Source organism: Alloprevotella sp. (genome assembly GCF_057240785.1).
Genome location: NZ_DBHHRH010000032.1, coordinates 97,227 through 116,247, shown reverse-complemented (window position 1 = coordinate 116,247; position 19,021 = coordinate 97,227). Strand labels below are relative to the sequence as shown.

Annotated in this window: 16 protein-coding genes; 7 read left to right on the top strand and 9 right to left on the bottom strand. The window is 37.2% G+C overall.

All coding sequences use genetic code 11. The features are described 5' to 3' along the window. Positions 1–11: 11 nt before the first annotated feature. Together ruvA and ACO4R2_RS07605 are read right to left on the bottom strand one after the other, a co-directional pair. Positions 12–599 carry a Holliday junction branch migration protein RuvA gene (gene ruvA, locus ACO4R2_RS07610; RefSeq protein WP_484769773.1) on the bottom strand — a complete coding sequence of 196 codons (588 nt, stop codon included), beginning with the start codon at positions 597–599 and terminating at the stop codon, positions 12–14. Between the two features lie 56 nt (positions 600–655). Then, on the bottom strand, positions 656–1,954 hold the full coding sequence (locus tag ACO4R2_RS07605) for an alpha-L-fucosidase (RefSeq protein WP_484769772.1): 1,299 nt from the start codon (positions 1,952–1,954) through the stop codon (positions 656–658). A gap of 262 nt (positions 1,955–2,216) precedes the next feature. On the opposite strand from ACO4R2_RS07605, the gene ACO4R2_RS07600 reads away from it, so the two are divergent. The 7 genes from ACO4R2_RS07600 to rplT all read left to right on the top strand — a co-directional run bounded on the left by ACO4R2_RS07600 (position 2,217) and on the right by rplT (position 10,714). Continuing rightward, on the top strand, positions 2,217–3,410 hold the full coding sequence (locus tag ACO4R2_RS07600) for a pyridoxal phosphate-dependent aminotransferase (RefSeq protein ID WP_484769771.1): 1,194 nt from the start codon (positions 2,217–2,219) through the stop codon (positions 3,408–3,410). A 25-nt stretch (positions 3,411–3,435) separates the two neighbouring features. Beyond that, complete coding sequence (locus ACO4R2_RS07595; RefSeq protein ID WP_311490472.1) at positions 3,436–4,683, top strand: ABC transporter permease; 1,248 nt, start codon at positions 3,436–3,438, stop codon at positions 4,681–4,683. A gap of 540 nt (positions 4,684–5,223) precedes the next feature. After that, positions 5,224–7,017 carry a M6 family metalloprotease domain-containing protein gene (locus ACO4R2_RS07590; RefSeq protein ID WP_484769770.1) on the top strand — a complete coding sequence of 598 codons (1,794 nt, stop codon included), beginning with the start codon at positions 5,224–5,226 and terminating at the stop codon, positions 7,015–7,017. A 247-nt stretch (positions 7,018–7,264) separates the two neighbouring features. Beyond that, entirely contained in the window at positions 7,265–9,214 is a 1,950-nt protein-coding gene (thrS, locus tag ACO4R2_RS07585) for a threonine--tRNA ligase (RefSeq protein WP_347719107.1), read from the top strand. Positions 9,215–9,367: 153 nt separating this feature from the next. Further along, the gene (gene infC, locus ACO4R2_RS07580) at positions 9,368–10,006 is read left to right on the top strand and encodes a translation initiation factor IF-3 (RefSeq protein WP_311490475.1); all 639 of its coding nucleotides are present in this window, start codon (positions 9,368–9,370) and stop codon (positions 10,004–10,006) included. Positions 10,007–10,080: 74 nt separating this feature from the next. Beyond that, on the top strand, positions 10,081–10,278 hold the full coding sequence (gene rpmI, locus ACO4R2_RS07575) for a 50S ribosomal protein L35 (protein ID WP_311490476.1): 198 nt from the start codon (positions 10,081–10,083) through the stop codon (positions 10,276–10,278). A gap of 91 nt (positions 10,279–10,369) precedes the next feature. Beyond that, positions 10,370–10,714: a 50S ribosomal protein L20 gene (gene rplT / locus ACO4R2_RS07570; RefSeq protein WP_311490477.1), complete on the top strand. Its 345-nt coding sequence runs from the start codon at positions 10,370–10,372 to the stop codon at positions 10,712–10,714. An 80-nt stretch (positions 10,715–10,794) separates the two neighbouring features. Here rplT and ACO4R2_RS07565 read toward each other — a convergent pair whose 3' ends face one another. The 7 genes from ACO4R2_RS07565 to lptB all read right to left on the bottom strand — a co-directional run bounded on the left by ACO4R2_RS07565 (position 10,795) and on the right by lptB (position 19,004). Further along, the gene (locus tag ACO4R2_RS07565) at positions 10,795–11,562 is read right to left on the bottom strand and encodes an ABC transporter ATP-binding protein (RefSeq protein ID WP_311490478.1); all 768 of its coding nucleotides are present in this window, start codon (positions 11,560–11,562) and stop codon (positions 10,795–10,797) included. Next, positions 11,559–12,305, bottom strand: coding sequence for an MlaE family ABC transporter permease (locus ACO4R2_RS07560; protein ID WP_315090744.1), 747 nt, complete (start codon positions 12,303–12,305; stop codon positions 11,559–11,561). The genes ACO4R2_RS07565 and ACO4R2_RS07560 overlap by 4 nt, the downstream gene beginning before the upstream one ends. A 96-nt stretch (positions 12,306–12,401) precedes the next feature. Beyond that, the gene (lysA, locus tag ACO4R2_RS07555; protein ID WP_484769769.1) at positions 12,402–13,550 is read right to left on the bottom strand and encodes a diaminopimelate decarboxylase; all 1,149 of its coding nucleotides are present in this window, start codon (positions 13,548–13,550) and stop codon (positions 12,402–12,404) included. A gap of 13 nt (positions 13,551–13,563) precedes the next feature. Then, a complete protein-coding gene (locus ACO4R2_RS07550; protein ID WP_347719110.1) occupies positions 13,564–14,874 on the bottom strand; it encodes an aspartate kinase in 1,311 nt (436 codons plus the stop codon). Between the two features lie 9 nt (positions 14,875–14,883). Next, a complete protein-coding gene (locus ACO4R2_RS07545) occupies positions 14,884–15,591 on the bottom strand; it encodes a cell division ATP-binding protein FtsE (RefSeq protein ID WP_311490484.1) in 708 nt (235 codons plus the stop codon). A gap of 135 nt (positions 15,592–15,726) precedes the next feature. Then, positions 15,727–18,192: an alpha/beta hydrolase family protein gene (locus ACO4R2_RS07540; RefSeq protein WP_484769768.1), complete on the bottom strand. Its 2,466-nt coding sequence runs from the start codon at positions 18,190–18,192 to the stop codon at positions 15,727–15,729. Further along, on the bottom strand, positions 18,189–19,004 hold the full coding sequence (gene lptB, locus ACO4R2_RS07535; RefSeq protein ID WP_311490487.1) for an LPS export ABC transporter ATP-binding protein: 816 nt from the start codon (positions 19,002–19,004) through the stop codon (positions 18,189–18,191). The genes ACO4R2_RS07540 and lptB overlap by 4 nt, the downstream gene beginning before the upstream one ends. Positions 19,005–19,021: the final 17 nt, after the last annotated feature.

The window sequence follows — 19,021 nt, the reverse complement described above, 5'->3', positions numbered from 1 at the left end:
TATGTTTAGAATTAAAGCATTTTTAGTGCTAGCTTAATAATGTCTTCAACTGTTATACTCGGGTTTTCTTTTGAAATCTCAATAACAGCCTTTTGAGCTGAGGCTGGTGAAAAACCTAAAGTTTGGAGTGCTCCTATCGCTTCTTCAATATCGGCAGTGATGTTTGTTCGTTTGGCGGTAGATGAGGACGAACTCTCAAATTTTATTACTTTATCTTTCAATTCTACGATAATTCGTTGTGCTGCCTTTGGTCCAATTCCTTTCACGCTTTTAAGACTTCGAACATCATCACTCTGAATAACTCCAATAAGATCTTTAGGAGTAAAAGCAGAGAGAATCATGCGTGCTGTTTGCCCTCCAACTCCACTAATTCCAATTAAGAGACGAAAAAAATCTCGTTCTAAGGTGGAGTAAAAGCCAAAAAGATTGTGAGTATCTTCGCGAATATCTTCGTGTACATACAACGTTCCTTCTTCTTTACCTTGAAGTGAGGAGTATGTGTTGAGAGATATAAAAAATAAATATCCTATGCCTGTAGTTTCTATGACAGCTTCTGCTGGAGTCAAATTTGTTATTTTCCCCGTTATGTATTCAATCATTTTTTTCGTTGTAGTGCTTAATTATACAAAAAACGGCTTAAGGGCCGTTTTATTGTTTATTCAATGCGAAGAATATAATCTATATTGTTTTTAGGAATAGTTATCTTAAATTTTAAGATTCCATTTCTCTGTCTAAAAGGTATATTTGAGTTCTCTTTTAATGCGGTGATTTTTTTGATTCTCTTGGAGATCGGAATGGACATCTCTTGCCTAGATCCTTTTTCGTTTAAAAAGTGAAGATAGAGAATGTTTTCTCTCTGAGTTGAAACGATGCTGTCTCCTTGTTTAAAATTACCTGCACTTGTTCCATAAATACTTTCCCCATATTCTTTGAGCCAAATTCCTATTTGGGTTAATCTAGCGAGTGCTGTATCAGGTAAACTTCCATCTGGTTGTGGTCCAATATTAAGGAGGAGATTTGCTCCCTTTCCACTTGTTTTGACAAGTAGTTGGATAAGTTCTTTCGGGCTTTTATAGTTTTGATCTTTTACTTTATATCCCCACATTCCATTCATCGTTTGGCATGTTTCGAGGGGTAATCTTCCAATCGTTTGTCCTGATAATCCTGCCTTGTTTTCCCCTGGCACATCTCTTTCAAAGATTTGAATATCCTCTCCTTCGAAAGGGTGCTGATGATGATTGTTTCCAATCAAGCATTGAGGTTGTAGGCGGTGTATGTTATCATAAATTTCATTAAACTGCCAATTAAAAGGAATAGAATCTTCGTCATGATCCCACCATCCGTCAAACCAAATAGCTCTGATATTACCATAATTACAAAGAAGCTCTGTCAGTTGATTATTCATAAATGCTAGATAACTGGGCCAGTTTCCTGTCTTTGATGCATGTATTCTCTTGGTGCCGAGTCCTGTTCTTCCTAACGGGTAATCTTCTCGTGTCCAGTCAAGAAGTGAATAGTAGAGATGTAAGGAAATACCTTGTTTGTGACACTCATCTGCTAATTCCTTTACGATATCTTTGCCGTACGGAGTATTCATAATGTTGTAGTCACTCTGCTTCGTGTCCCACAGAGAAAAGCCGTCGTGGTGTCGAGTTGTAAATGTTATGTATTTTGCTCCACTTGCTTTTATTGCCTCTACCCATTTCTCTGCGTTAAAGTTATGCGGGTAGAACGCTTGTGCCGATTTTGCATATTCATGACAATCTATATTTTCATTTGTCATATACCATTCGCCTTGTCCGAAAATAGAATATAATCCCCAATGAAGGAAAATGCCGAACTTATCGTTTGCAAAATCATTCCTGGATTGAATATTTTCTTGTGTTGGTTTATAACTCTGAGCAAAAGATGAAAGAAAAGAAAATAAGAAAATTACTACAATAATCTTTTTCATACGAATCTAACATTTTATCTTTTAAGTGTGTGAAATGGATCGCTTATTTTAACGGTGTTGAGAGAAAATACTTCTTTTAGTGTGATTTCTATCGTTTCTTCTGCAATATTCTTAAAAAATATTCATAATAGCAAATGTTTTTGAGAAATCCTTCTCTATTAGGATTCTTGACAATAGTGCTGCAACAGATTAAAATATTTGTGAAATTTGTGTCATAAGGCAATAATTTGTACATTTGCCTGAATAATATAAATATTTAATTATGCTAACAATTTCACACCGTGCAGAGATGATGCCGATGTCACCTATACGTAAATTGGCACCTTTAGCAGAGCAAGCGAAAGCTCGTGGAATCAAAGTGTATCATCTAAATATTGGACAACCAGATTTACCGACTCCCGAAGAAGGCTTAGAGGCGTTAAAGCATGTCACCCGTACAACGTTAGAATACAGTCCAAGTGAAGGTTTTTTTTCCTATAGAGAGAAATTAACTCATTATTATAGCAAGTATAATATATCTCTTTCTCCAGACGATATAATAATAACTACCGGGGGCTCAGAGGCTGTCTTTTTTGCTTTTATGACTTGTTTGAATCCAGGAGATGAAATTATAATGCCAGAACCCGGCTATGCAAATTATAAATCATTTGCAATAGCTGCAGGAGCTAAAATTAAAACGATTGCGACCACGATAGAGGAAGGATTTGCTTTACCTAAAGTGGAAGAATTTGAAAAGCTAATCAATCAGCATACTAAGGCAATAATGATTTGCAATCCCAATAATCCAACGGGGTATTTGTACACGCGTCGTGAAATGAATCAAATCAGGGATTTAGTTAGTAAGTATAATCTGTATTTATTTAGTGATGAGGTTTATAGAGAATTCATATATACAGGCTCCCCCTATATAAGTGCTTTTCATCTTGATGGCATCGAACAAAATGTTATTTTGATTGATTCCGTTTCTAAGCGTTATAGCGAATGTGGTATTCGTATTGGAGCATTAATTACAAAGAACGAAAAGGTACGTGAAGCCGTAATGAAATTTTGTCAGGCACGTTTGAGCCCTCCTCTTTTAGGACAGATTGTTGCCGAGGCTTCTATGGATGCAGGACCAGAATACAGTATGGCTTGTTATGAAGACTATGTGGATCGACGCAAGTGTTTGATAGATGGACTTAATAGGATTCCTGGTGTATATTCTCCTATACCGATGGGGGCTTTCTATACGGTTGCTAAGCTACCAGTAGATGATGCTGAGAAGTTTTGTGCTTGGTGTCTAACAGATTTTGAGTACGAGGGAGAAACTATAATGTTGGCGCCGGCTGCTGGATTCTATGTGACGCAAAATGCGGGGGGTGATGAGGTTCGAATAGCTTATGTTTTGAAGAATGCGGATCTGAGTCGAGCTCTATTGATACTTCGTAAAGCCTTGGAATGTTATAATCTAAAATAATAAAAGAAAAGAGTCTGTTTAAGTTATGAATCTTTTTTTAGCCAATCGTTTCTTTAGAAATAATTCGCAAAGAAAACGGAAGGCATCTGTTCCTGCCATTCATATTGCAACTTTGGGTGTTGCATTAGGCTTGGTTGTGATGATATTAAGTGTATGTGTTGTTCGTGGCTTCAAATTTGAAATAACAAATAAGCTCACGGGCTTTGCTTCGCATATAGAGATATTGGATATAAACTCTTTTAGTTCTCCTGAAAGCTATCCAATATCTGTTAATCCACAGCTGATTTCTAAAATTTCTCATCTTCCAAACGTAGAGAAAGTTCAGTATTTTTCTGAGAAAATGGGAATACTTAAAACTGACAATGATTTTCAAGCTGTGAGTATAAAAGGAATTGGGGAGGACTATGATACCTCTTTCATTGCTCAAAGTATAATTTCTGGTAAAATGCCACAACTGAGTAATAGTACTCCTTCGAATGATATTATTATCTCAAAAATGATGAGCGATGCCTTAAACCTGCGCGTGGGCGATAGAGTTTTTGCATACTTCTTTGAGAACACTGTGAAGATGCGCCGCTTTCGAGTTTCAGCAATATATCAAACGAACTTAAAACAGTTTGACAAAACATTTGTTTTAACAAATCTAGCCTCTGTTAATCAATTGAATGGATGGAATACAACTCAAACTAGTTGCTTGGAAGTTCGATTGAATAATATGAAAACTATGACTAGTGCCACCTCTCAAGTAAGAACTTTGCTAAAGAATCTTCCAGATAATCAGTCAAAATCTTATTATGTGCTACCTTTAACTGAAAACCCACGTACTGCTAGCGTGTTGAATTGGTTAGGACTTTTGGATATGAATATCTGGGTTATTCTGATTCTTGTGGCCCTTGTTGCAGCTTTCTCAATGATTAGTGGGCTGTTGATTTTGATTTTAGAGAGGACCAATACAATAGGGATATTGAAAGCTATGGGAGCAACAAACGCTCGAGTTCGACATATCTTTTTATTGTATGCTTTGATGATTGTGGGGCGTGGTCTTCTCATTGGCAATACTGTAGGATTAATCTTAGTTTGGTTTCAATATCAGTTTGGAATGATAAAGTTGGATCCTGCGACATACTATGTATCCGCAGTTCCTGTAGATGTAAATGTTGGAATAATCCTATTGCTTAATGTTGCAACTGTGTTGATAACATTACTAGCTATGCTGGGGCCAAGTTTTATGATAAGTAGAATCCAACCAGCCAAGGCTATCCGAACAGAATAAAAAACTTTTCCTAGTCTTCAAAGAAAAGGAATCTCCTTTTGTTCATTTGATATGCCTTTTTCAGTACAGAGCAGTATTTAAGAATTTCCTTATAACGTTTAAGAATTTCCTTATTGTGCCAACTGATGCAATAGGGATATCAGTTGGCAGCCTTATTGTATCGTTTTCTTTGAGGCAAGTAAAATTCTAGTGGAAGGTAAAGAGAAATAGGAGATATTTGGAAGTGAACTTAAGAAAGATGCATTTGTGGTTATAGAAACAATATAAAGAGAACTTAAGCGATTGTAATAAAGCTGAGTGCTAAAAAATTTATAAAGTGCCCTCATAACTCTATAAATATCGATTATGGTGTTTCTATCGTAATACTATGCCGTTGTCTGAGTTCTTTTAAAATATGCTTTGGGAAATTATACGTCTGGTGTATTGCTCTGGTTTAAACTATCATTTAAACACATTTTTGGCTCATTTATATAAAAATTTTGCTTTATGAAATGAAATTCATAATTTTGGCATCGGTAAGTATTTCGAAATACATTGATCATGAATAGGTTTTTTTGTCTTTTTATTGTCTCTTTACTCTTGGCAATAACATCTTTGGCTAATATTCCCACTCGTCCTGCATTCATATATCAACAAGCAGATGGTAGTGAGATTTCTGTTGTATCGATATCTAAAGAATCCTTGATATATTATCTTACACAGGATGGTAAAGTATTATTTTATAATTCGCAAAATAATAGCCTTTGCTATGCTATCTCTTCGGAAGATGGATTTAAATCATCTCTGGTTGTAGCTCATTCCGTAAATAATAGAAATAAGGAAGAACAGCATTTTGTCGCTAAATCTGCATTAAGTGAAGACGCTTTATCAAATCAAATTCTACCGAAGAGAATTGAGAAAAAAACATTTGCTACTGTAAATTCTAATGGCTTAGGAACTTATGGAGTCTCAGGAAAAGGCGCAGTTAAGAGTATTGGCTCTCCCAAAATTCCTATAATTATGGTAGAGTTTGCGGATACGAAATTCCAATCTACAACGACTAAGGAAAAGCTTACTCGCTTCTTTAATGAGCCTGGATATAAAGATGAAAAGTATTGTAAGGGTAGTGTTCGTGATTACTTTATTTCGCAAAGTAAAGGCCTTTTTACTCCGAATTATGTGATTGTTGCAAAAGTTGAAGTGGGAGCTGGCTATGCTCATTATGGAGCTGATGAAAACGGACATCGAGATACAAGATGCTTAGAGTTTGTTCAGGAGGTCTTGGAAAAGGCTAATGCTGCAGGTGTTGATTTTTCTCAGTTTCTTGTTGATGGGAAAATCCCACTAGTCGGAATTTTTTTTGCAGGAATGGGAGAACATAATACAGAACGCATAAGTGGTTCTCAGGATTATCTTTGGCCGCATTTTCGTTCCCTTGACGCCCAAGAAGTCAAGATCAATGGATATAAGGTAGGTTCATATTATGTGGGCAATGAAACAAATCCACAGTTTGTATCTAAGGTCTATTCTGGAAAACAGGTTTTTGCAGGAATGGGCATTATGGTTCATGAATTTGGCCATGCGCTTGGTTTACCTGACTTTTATAATACTCGGGGAAAAATTGTTGACGAGAAAGGTGATACCATTAAAAATATGGACTATTGGAGCGTGATGGATTATGGACAATATGCCTATAATGGCTATAGACCGATTGGTTATAATGCCTATGAGCGTTCTGTTTTGGGTTGGCAACGTGTAGTGGATCTTAAAGATTCTCTTCAATACAAGCTTTATAGTTTTGCAAATGAATCTGCTGATAGTGTTTCATGTTATCGCATTGTAAATCCTGTTAATGACAAGGAATATTTCTTATTGGAGAATCGTCAAGTGGACACCTGGTATCCTTCTTTTATGGGGACAGGGTTGCTGATTACACATGTTGATTATAATCAGTCTGCGTGGGTGGCTAATATTTTGAATAATATTACAGATCATCCGCGTTTTACTTATGTTCCAGCTGATGGTAATAAGTCAGGAATTTATCTTGCATCGTGGGCAGGCTATCAAAACGATCTTTTTCCGGGGACCACAAACTCGTCTGAATTCTTTACCGATAACCTTCTATATTCTCGCTGGGCGTCTGCTTATATAGGGCGTTTCAAGACTCATTTATATAATATTGCAGTAAATAATGGACTTGTGAGTTTCGATTATGGAAAAGTTCAGACAGGAATTGCCTCTACTGAAGTATTCCAAACGAATCTAGAGGGAGTATATGATCTCCAAGGTCGCAAAGTTCAGCACCCAGCTCATGGCTTATATATTCAGAATGGACGGAAAGTGTTTATTAAGTAGACAGACGTGGAACATATAAGATAATCTACTGGGCAATTGGATTTTATCTTGAATCTGATTGCCTAGTTTGTATGTAGAATCTTTGTCTTATGGAGAGTATCGGAAAAACTTAGCTATTCGTTGATAAAAGCTTTTTGGGAAAAACAAATTCTAGGTAAAATACAGAAATATCTTGATTTATGGAAGCTAAATTTTGTACTTTTGTACAATTGACCTAATTTTGCAGAAATGAATAAAAATGCGTAATATGATTAAAATTACTTTTCCGGATGGTTCTGTCCGTGAATATGAAAGTGGCGTAACGGGACTTCAGATTGCAGAAAGCATTTCTCCAGCACTAGCACGCGATGTTGTTAGTTGCAGTGTGAATGGAGATACTGTAGAGTTGAATCGTCCAATCTTGGAGAATGCTACGATTGCGCTTTATAAGTTTAGCGACGAAGAGGGTAAACATACATTTTGGCATACATCGGCCCACTTGTTGGCAGAAGCTTTGCAGGAATTATATCCTGGTATTCAGTTTGGTTTTGGTCCAGCTGTAGAAAATGGCTTCTTCTATGATGTAATGCCAGCAGACGGGCAGACAATTTCTGAAAATGATTTTAGCAAGATTGAAGCTAAGATGTTGGAATTGGCAAAAAAGAACGAGCCTGTTGTGCGTAAAGAAGTTTCCAAGGAAAATGCACTTGCAGAGTTCAAGGCGGATGGCCAAGTTTATAAATGTGAACACATTGATCAAGACTTGGAGGATGGGACAATTACAACTTATACTCAAGGTAAGTTTACAGATCTTTGTCGTGGTCCACACCTTGTTTCAACAGGCTTAATTAAAGCTGTTAAGATAATGAGTGTTGCAGGTGCTTTTTGGCGTGGTGATGCGAAACGCGAGCAGATGACTCGTATTTATGGTATCACATTCCCCAAGAAAAAGATGCTTGAAGAGTATCTGACTCTTTTAGAGGAGGCAAAAAAGCGTGACCATAGAAAGATTGGTAAAGAGATGGAACTCTTTATGTTCTCTGAGCGCGTAGGAAAAGGACTACCTATTTGGTTGCCAAAGGGGACTCAATTGCGCTTGGGATTGCAAGAAATGTTGAGAAGTCTCTTGAGACCATACGACTATCAAGAGGTGATAACTCCTGGTATTGGAGGTAAGAATCTCTATGTTACTTCGGGACACTATGATCATTATGGGAAAGATGCATTCCAGCCCATTCATACTCCCGAAGAAGATGAAGAATATATGCTTAAGCCTATGAACTGCCCTCATCATTGTGAAGTTTATGCTCGCAAGCCACGGTCGTATAAAGATTTACCCCTTCGTGTTGCAGAGTTTGGTACTGTGTTTCGCTATGAGAAGAGTGGCGAGCTCCATGGCTTGACGCGTGTGCGTACATTTACTCAAGATGATGCTCATATTTTTGTACGCCCAGACCAAGTAAAGGCAGAGTTTGAATCAGTCATTGATATTATCTTGAAGGTTTTCAAAACATTCAACTTTGAAACTTATGAGGCTCAGATTTCGCTGCGTGATCCCAAAGATACAGAGAAGTATATTGGTTCTGATGAGATTTGGGAAGAAAGTGAAAATGCTATTCGAGAGGCTTGTAAAGAAAAAGGACTTAATGTGCATGAAGAAATTGGTGAGGCTGCGTTCTATGGACCTAAACTTGATTTCATGGTGAAAGATGCCTTAGGGCGTCGTTGGCAGTTGGGTACAATTCAAGTAGACTATAACCTTCCTGAGCGTTTTGAACTCGAGTATACTGGCGAGGACAACAAGAAACATCGTCCTGTGATGATACATCGTGCTCCTTTTGGTTCTTTAGAGCGTTTCGTTGCTGTCCTTATCGAGCATACTGCAGGTAAGTTCCCTCTGTGGTTAACTCCTGAGCAATGTGTTATTCTACCTATTTCGGATAAGTTTAATGATTATGCGGAGAATATTCGTCATGAGTTACTAAATTTAGGAATTCGTTGTGAAACAGATTCCCGTAGCGAAAAAATTGGTAGAAAGATTCGTGATAATGAGATAAAACATACTCCGTACTTATTGATCGTTGGAGAGAAAGAAGCTGCTGAAGGAAAAGTTAGTGTTCGTCGGCAGGGAGAAGGTGACAAAGGAGTTATGTCAATTTCTGAATTTGGTCAATTTGTTCTTGCAGAGGTAGTCAAAGAAAAGGAAAATTTGTTATAAGTAACTTATCTGTAGAACAGAAATAGCTATATACGAGAAGGATAAGGTAAAAAAATAAAGAAATGCTTTGTCCTTCTCTTTTTCTTTTATAAATTTGCAACCGCTTTGGGAGAATAGTACCCATAGTTCAATATTAACATCAATATTAGTAAATTGAAGAACGACAAGAATAAGTTGCAGTATCGCATTAACAGGCAGATTAGAGTCCCTGAGGTACGCATTGTTGGTAATGAGATAGAGAGTCAGGTTCTTTCTACTCGTCAAGCGTTGCAACTTGCGGAGCAAAAAGGTCTAGATTTGGTTGAAATCTCGCCCAATGCTGCGCCTCCAGTATGCCGTATTATTGATTATAGCAAATTCCTCTATCAACAAAAGAAGCACCAAAAGGAATTAAAAGCTAAGCAAGTGCGGGTGGAAGTAAAAGAGATTCGTTTCGGGCCGCAAACAGATGACCACGATTATAATTTTAAGTTGAAGCATGCCAAAGGCTTTCTTGAAGAAGGTAATAAGGTGAAAGCTTATGTATTCTTTCGTGGACGCTCTATTTTGTTTAAAGAGCAAGGAGAAGTTCTTCTTCTTCGATTTGCCAATGATCTAGAAGAATTTGGTAAGGTCGAACAAATGCCAGTATTGGAAGGAAAAAGAATGATTATCTTTATTTCTCCCAAAAAGGTACCAGTGAAAAAGACTACTAAGTCTGAAGACTTATTTGATAAGGCTGAACGTAAGGCTCCACAACAAAAGGCTAAGAAGGAGTATACTGGTCCCAAAATAGAAGGTGAAGATTTTTAACTAAAGAAAGTGCGCGCTGTGTTTGGTATATCACTCAGCCGCCTATTAATTTTATATATTTAATATTAAAAGCAATGCCAAAAGTAAAAACTAATTCCAGCGCAAAGAAAAGATTTGCTCTTACTGGAACGGGTAAAGTGGTACGCCGTCACGCTTATCACAGTCACATTCTGACAAAGAAAACAAAGAAACAAAAGCGTAATCTTGTTCATGTCGCAATCGCTGACAAGACAAATCTGAAGCAAGTTCGCGAACTTCTTTGCCTCCGTTAAAATTAGTTCATTTTAAGTTTAACCGGTTGTTTAGCTCCAAAGACCGATAACTACTGTTATGCGGCGCTAAGCTCCAAAAAGAATTAAAAAAATGCCAAGATCAGTAAATCACGTTGCATCTAGAGCAAGACGTAAAAGAATTCTGAAACTCACTCGCGGTTACTATGGTGCTCGCAAAAATGTTTGGACTGTAGCTAAGAATACTTGGGAAAAAGGTCTTACATACGCCTTCCGTGACCGCCGTTCAAAGAAACGTAATTTCCGTGCTCTCTGGATTCAGCGAATTAATGCTGCTGCACGTCTTGAGGGACTTTCCTATTCTCAATTGATGGGTAATCTCCACAAAGCAGGTATTGAAATTAACCGCAAAGTTTTAGCAGATCTTGCTGTTAATAATCCTGCTGCATTCAAAGCAATTGTTGCTAAAGTAAAGTAAGAAGAATAGCGACAAAATTAAAAGGTACAGTCTTTTTTGAGATTGTACCTTTTTAAGTTTCTCTTTTGTCAGAAAATAATTTATTTGTTAGAGTCTGTCATTTCGTTTCTTACTTTCCTAAAAAGATCTGATGCAAAGACAAAGGAATTTAAGCGTTCGTTGTCTGAATTTATAATTTCATCCTTTGTCCCTTCCCATTCTTTATGTCCTTTATAAATATATAGAATGTGTTCGCCAATTCCCATTACGGAGTTCATGTCGTGAGTATTGATAATAGTTGTGATACTACTTTCTTGCGTAATGCTATGAATCAGTTCATCAATGACCAAAGATGTTTTTGGATCTAAGCCAGAATTAGGTTCATCACAAAACAGATATTTAGGGTTCATAGCAATTGCGCGTGCAATGGCTACACGTTTTTGCATTCCTCCAGAAATTTCATCTGGATATTTAGCTTTTGAATCTAATAGATTTACGCGATCTAGACAGTATTCAGCACGCTTTTTTCGCCGTGCATAATTTTCGCTTGAAAACATATCTAATGGGAACATTACATTATCCAAGACAGGCATTGAATCGAACAATGCTGCATTTTGGAAGATCATACCCATTTCTCGGCGAAGTAACGCACGTTCTGTCTTTTTCATATTTACGAAAGAGCGTCCATCATAGATGATATCTCCCTTTGTTGGAGAAAAGAGGCCTACAGTGCACTTTATCAGGACAGTCTTTCCTGAGCCACTTTGGCCAATTATTAAATTTGTCTTACCATTTTCAAAAGTCGTAGTAATATTTTTTAATACGTCTTTATCTTCAAAAGATTTGTATAAGTGTTGTAGTTCTATCATGAAAGAAGTCGTGTTAAGAAAAGGTCTGAGAAAAGAATTAACATGCTGCTGGAAACTACAGCATTAGTAGATGCTTTGCCTACATCAATAGATCCACCCTCTACAGTATATCCGAAGAAAGATGAAACACTTGAGATGATGAATGCAAAAAATAGCGACTTTATGACTCCCATCCAAAAGAACCAACTTTCAAAGTCGTGTTGTAAACCTGCCGTTAAGTCAGATGCTGTAATTATATGACCAATCCACGCAGTGCAGTAAGCGCCCAATATACCGCTCCCAGTACTAAATATTACCAAGAAAGGCATCATAGTTAAGAGACCAAAAATCTTAGGTAAGATTAAGTAATTAGCCGAATTAACTCCCATAATCTCAAGCGCATCTATCTGCTGTGTAGTTCTCATTGTGCCTAACTCAGAAGCAATATTGGAACCTACTTTTCCTGAGAGGATAAGACACATAATACTACTAGAGAATTCTAGCAACATAATTTCACGAGTTACGTAGCCAGATACCCATAATGGCATCCAAGCACTTTGAATATTCAGTTTGATTTGAATACAAATTACAGCACCTATAAAAAACGAGATTAGCAAGACAATGCCAATGGAATCAACTCCAAGTTGAGCCATCTCTTTTAGGTATTGTTTTCCGAACATTCTCCAATTGTCGGGGCGTCCAAAAGTTCGTCCCATCAATTCTATGTATCTTCCAAATCGAGTTAGAAATTTTTGTATAAACATAAAAAATAGATTGTTTGAGCAAATGTACGAATAAATATATTGTCTTTTATCAGAATATTTTTTTTAAAAGCTTGTGAAAGCTAAAGTTTCTAGGTGCTATTCTGAGACGATACTATTTGGTAGTGAGCGACAATTATATTGGCTCGCCATAATTTCCCCATAGGCACCTGCAGAACGAAAGGCAATCAGATCTCCGCGTTTGCCTTCAGGCATGTAGAAATCCTTTATAAATATATCACTACTTTCGCAAATGGGGCCTACGATATCATATTTCTCTATTTTTTTTGTAGTTGCTGTCAGGTTTTGCGCAAGATGAAAAGCATTATACATGGCTGGTCGTATGAGATCTGTAAAACCTGCGTCAAGAATGAGAAACTTTTTGTGGTGCCCTTCTTTTACATATAGAACTCTACTAATTAAAGTACCACATTGTGCAACTATGCTACGGCCTAATTCGAAATGTACCTGTTGTCCAGATCGCAATTTGAGAATTTGACGAAATGTATCAACATATTTTTTGAAGTCTGGAATGAGATGCTCATCAGGATATTCATAGTTAACTCCCAATCCTCCTCCAACATTTATAGTTGATGTTTTAATATTCTCTGCATCTAATTGATCCTGAAGTTTGTTAATACGTTCAGATAAAACAGCAAAGCGGGAAATGTCAAGAATTTGGCTTCCAATATGAAAATGTAGTCCTACATAATTGATATGAGGGAGAGATATGGCCTCTTTAACAGCAAAAACCATATCCTCCATCGCTATTCCAAATTTGTTTTCTCTGAGTCCCGTTGTAATTTTTGAGTTTGTATGTGCATCTATGTTCGGGGTAATTCTGAATGCAATATTTGCTTTTACTCCTTGCTCTGCAGCTAAGTCGTTTATGACGTATAGTTCAGGGATACTTTCTACATTGAAACAACTGATTTGTACTTCTAAAGCAAGTTTTATTTCCCAATCGGCTTTTCCAACTCCTGCGAAGACAATGCTAGAAGCTGGAAACCCTGCAGCTAGAGCTGCTTTTATTTCTCCACCACTTACACAGTCAGCTCCAAGTCCAGCTTGGCTAATCTTTTTTAGAATTTGTGGATTAGAATTGGCCTTAACAGCATAATGTAAATGATAGTTGTTGTTTTCCGCTACAGCCTTTTTTGCTGCCTCCAATGTTTTTTGAAGAATTCTAAAATCGTAGTAGTAGAAAGGAGTTGTTTGCTGCTGAAACCAATCTATAGGAAATGGCATATTTTGCATATTGTTAATTAAAGAGTTTTGCGCTGAGAGCAATCAGTGCATTTTTCTTATCTTGTTCGCGCACAAGGAAGGATATGTTGTGGTTGGAACCACCATAACTAATCATGCGTACTGGTATATTGGCCATTGCTTCAGAGACGCGGGATTCAAAGCCAACGTTCCCCCAACGTAGATCGCCAACAACACAAATTATACACATCTCTTCATCTACTTCAACTGTACCGTATTTTTTGAGTTCTTCAACAATTTGAGTTAGTTGGCTCTTGTTGTCGATACTCAAAGATACACCAACTTCGGATGTTGTAATCATATCGATACTAGTCTTATATGTTTCAAAGATTTCAAAAACTTTTGAGAGAAATCCTGTTGCCAGTAACATACGTGAACTAACAATTTTGATAGCGGTAATATTATCTTTTGCTGCGACAGCTTTAATTTTATTAGGCATCATCTCATTGTTGATAACTGTTCCTGGAGCCTTGGGGTCCATTGTATTTAGTAATTTTACTGGGACGCCTGCATAGCGAGCTGGTTGAATACAAGTAGGATGAAGAATTTTTGCTCCAAAATAAGCTAATTCAGCAGCTTCTTCAAAGTTGAGTTGGCGAACTGCTTCTGTATTTTCTACAACCCGAGGATCATTATTGTGCATGCCGTCTATATCTGTCCAAATCTGAATTTCTTCAGCTTTCAATCCGGCTCCAATTAGACATGCAGTATAGTCAGACCCACCACGTAGTAAATTATCTATATCCCCCTTTGCATTGCGAGCAATAAATCCTTGAGTAATATAAAGATCCGCAGGATTAGCTTGTAAAAGCTCACTCAAATGTTCTTTAATATATGGAAGATCTGGCTCACCATTTTCACTAAGTCGCATATAAGATAGTGCAGGAAGAAGTTTTACTTTTATTCCTTGTTCAGTGAGGTAGTTAGTGACCATATTGGTACTAATAATTTCACCTTGTGCAACAATTGTTTTTTCTACAGTATCAGTAAAAGATACACATGCAAAAGAATGAAGAAGAGTAAATTCTTCATCAAGGAAGCTCAGTGTCCGTTGTTTCGATTCTTCAGAAGAGTAAAGATCTTCTATATGCTGTGCATATTTGGAGCGGAGCCTATTAATGACTCCACTAGCTGCTTCTGGATTTCCTTTTTTGAAATAGTCTGCAATTTCTACCAAGCTATTTGTCGTGCCAGACATAGCTGATAATACTACGATATTTCCCTTCTCTTGCGTAATGAGGTTGCATACTTCTTTCATTCGCTGCGGAGTACCTACTGAGGTACCACCAAATTTCTGTATCTTCATAATTCTGCTTTAATCTAATTCTATAGGAGTATTATATTCGTTACTTACATCTTTAATGGAAAAACCTTCTATTCGATATACAATACCAGGAAAGCGACTAAGGTAGTTAAGATTGTGAGTTACCATTAAAACTGTTGTTCCTTGTTCACATACGTTTCTCAGTATTTGTACAATTTTGTATCCTGTATTTTGGTCAAGATTTCCCGTGGGTTCATCGGCTAAAATGATACGCGGCTTATTTAAAAGTGCACGAGCAATACTAATGCGTTGTTGTTCACCACCAGAAAGCTCATGTGGAAATTTATCTTTTTTATCAGTGAGTTCTACTAAGTTAAGAACTTCTTCTATGCGTTGAGATCGTTCGTTTTTTTTCTTCCAGCCTGTGGCACGGAGTACAAAATCAAGATTGTCACCAATAGTTCTATCATGTAACAGCTGAAAATCTTGAAAGATAATTCCCAGTTGTCGGCGTAGCTCAGGCAAGTGTTTACTTTTTACAGTTAATAGATTAACATCTAAGATGTTGGATATAACTTCATCTGAGTTAGATTTGGTGATGGGAAGTTCACCATAAAGAGTTTTTAGCAAGGAACTTTTCCCTGAGCCAACGCTACCAATGATATAGACAAATTCGCCTTCTTCTACATAGAATTCTACATTACTTATGAGCGTTTTATCTCTATGAGCAATATCTATATTTTTTAATTCAATAAGCATAACATGATTGATTTCTGTTGTCGTTTATTCGGGAAAGTCATATAAGACTCTTCTTTAAGACGGTGTAGAGTTACTATTAATATATTTAATATGCTTGTGAGATCTTTATTGTTGTGATACTTTGTTTTTGATTTTTTAATTTTTATCAAAACAATCTCCAGGATAGAGAGAATTCCACCATTGCGGTTCATCTTTCAACCACATAGCGAACCATGCGTTGATAATTTCCTGCCAAGCCATTCTATTCTTGAACTTACTGATTACATGATTCTCTCCATCAAATGTTATATAGGCTGTTGGACGATTTAATATTCGTAGAGCAGTATATAATGCTTGACTTTGATTAGTAGGGACATTAGTATCGTCCGTTCCGTGTAATAATAATAATGGAGTATGAATCTTGTCTGCATTGTAGAGAGGGCTGTGCTTTACGAATAGGTCAGGATTAGACCATGGGAAATTTCCATATTCAGCTGTTTCTCCATAGGTATACCCCCAATATCCACCTCCCCAATATGCCGTTATATCGCTGATACCAGCATGACTAATGGCGGCTGCAAATAGATTTGTTTTAGTTTGTAAGTATTGCGTCATAAATCCTCCATAAGAAGCTCCCATACATCCGATTTTCTTTGAGTTAATGAATGAATGCTCAGAACAGAACCTTTTAACACCTTCAATAATATCATCACTACTCTCATCTCCCCAGGTATTTACGTGGCGAGCTGCAAATTCTTGACCAAATCCTGTGGCACCGCTTGGCTCAAGAATGAGTACGATATAACCTTGGCTTGTTAGAGCAGAAAGGGGCCAAAAGCCTTCTAGATTCTTGCTAGTTGGAGAGCAACCTCCATAATAGTAAACAATCATTGGATACTTCTTTGAGGTATCAAAATTCGCAGGAAGATAGTAGAAATTATGAATAGTATCCCCACGCGAAGCTTTAAAGTTCCAATCGATGCACTTAGGCAGTGCTACATCGTTCATCTCTTTTTCAAAGTTGATCTCTCCAAATTTATTCATCTTTTGCCCTGCGACTCCAAGGAACATTTGGCGTGCAATCTCTCCACTTTGCCCTGTGACAAGTAGCAAAGGTTTACTACTATTCTCTGCTATAGAATATTGTTGAATGTTTGTAATGGGAAGATTCAGCCGTTCTACTTTTAGTGTTTTTGGATTAAGACTAAAAAGTGAAATATTGAATCCATCTTCAGCATTAAAATAGATTTTTCCGTCTCCCTTCAACCATTCGTAGTTCTTTACATTTGGTTTGAAATTTCTTAATAGGGGAGTAACTTTTTTACTTGCAATATCGTAAAGATAAAGACGATAGTCAAATGAATTTGGAATTTGATTAGTTTTGACTTCGCATCCTATTTTATTAAACGACCAAGGAGATGCTTTGACAAGCAGTTGCTGTCCATCAGGCGAATAACTTGCAGATGAAATAAAAGGTTGTTCACAGAGAAGGGTGTCTACCTTTAGTGTGTGAGCATCCATCTCCAAGATTGTTATTGCATCAAAAGGTGTCTTACTAGGCGTCATTTTATTCCATGCAAAGAGAATTTTTTTACCATCCGATGAAATATCGTACAGATGAATACTACGATCACCAAATGTAAGACGTTGCATTTGTTTTGTCTTTAGATTGTACATAAATAGATCTGATCGATCGCGCCAACCTGGTATGCGATCATCTGGATCTATTATGCGTTTTGTTCCTTCTAAATCAGTACTACCTTTTTGCTCCTTATCATAGATGAGATAGTCCATTGTTGGACTCAAGGTGAAGTCACCTTCTGGAATATTAGCGGCAATAAGTGTTTCTTCAGAAGTTTCTAAATTTATGCTAAACAGATTCGTATTCCCTTTTTCATCTTTTCTGGTAGTATAAAGTTTATCTGTGGTTGGAATCCACTGTGTTGCAACAAAATCATTGTATTGCCGAATAATTTTGTGCGTTTTAGCTTCTTTTATATAAGTCTTATAGGCTGCACTACCATCTTTGCGTGTATTGTAGATAGAGTAGGAGATATAACGTCCATTAGGAGAAACAGAGACTCCCCAGTAGTGTGGCCCAAAGAGCATGTCTTCTTGACTCCACAGATGTTTCCCTGGAGCATTTATTTGTAATCCGGTGAGATCTCTGCCTTCAATTTGTACAAAGAAAGAGTCTTTATCCGTCTTATTGGTGAGACACAATAATTCAATAGTTGTATCTCCTGGCTTCAAGCGTAGAGAACTATTTGCTTCTTGGCCATTAACGTAAGTTGTATAGTATGCTAAACTTCTGATGTTTAGTCTTGCTGAAATAAATCGATCTGTTCTCAACTTAAAGCGCAGAACACGCATTGTTGGAGCTTCAGCAGTCAGTGCAGCACCTCTATCGATTGTGCTCATAGATTTCTCTTGCAAGAGAGAAATATTGTTGTTGAAGAATTCTTGTTGGTTGAATGTCTGACCTTTTTGGTTCTTTTCCGATATAATATAAGGAGAGGAAAATGTTACTGGTCCAACTATTTCAGCCTGCTTCACTGCAATGGTGTCTGCAAAGGATGAAAGGGGAGTAGCAAGTAAAAGAGTTGCAAAAAAGTGTTTCATATCTTTTGTTCTCGTTGTTCTTCCATCAGTTGGAAGTCTTTTTTTCGTAATTTGAATGAATTGGTAAGGTATTTATCGCGTACTGTTTGATTATCCGCTAATTCTTCTGGAGTGCCATGGAAGAGAATACGCCCCTCGAATAGCAAATAAGCTCTATCTGTGATGCAGAGAGTTTCTTCTACGTTATGATCTGTAATAAGAATTCCGATATGTTTATCTTTCAGTTTCCAAACTATATATTGAATATCTTCAACGGCAATTGGGTCGACGCCTGCAAAAGGTTCATCAAGCATGATAAATTTAGGGTCAATGGCTAGGCAGCGCGCAATCTCTGTTCTTCGTCGTTCACCTCCCGATAATTGATTGCCATTATTATTTCGAACCTTTTGGAGGCGAAATTCAGAAATAAGACTTTCCAATCTTTCTTTTCTGTATTCTAGAGGTTTACCAGTCATTTCTAAGACGGACATGATATTATCTTCAACACTCATGGTGCGAAATACGCTAGCTTCTTGAGCTAAATAACCAATACCATAACGTGCTCGTTTGTAGACTGGATATGTCGTGATATCATGATCATTTAGGTAAATGTGTCCAGCGTTTGGAACAACTAACCCTGTAGTCATGTAGAAAGATGTGGTTTTACCTGCTCCGTTTGGGCCAAGAAGACCAACAATTTCGCCTTGGTGTACTTCAAAAGAGACGCCATTAACGACCGTTCGTTTACCATACTTCTTCACCAAGTTCTCAGAGCGAAGAATCATGCTATCGTTTTGTGCTAGTTGATCAAGATCTTTTTGAATATCATTCATGAAACGAAATTTTGTTG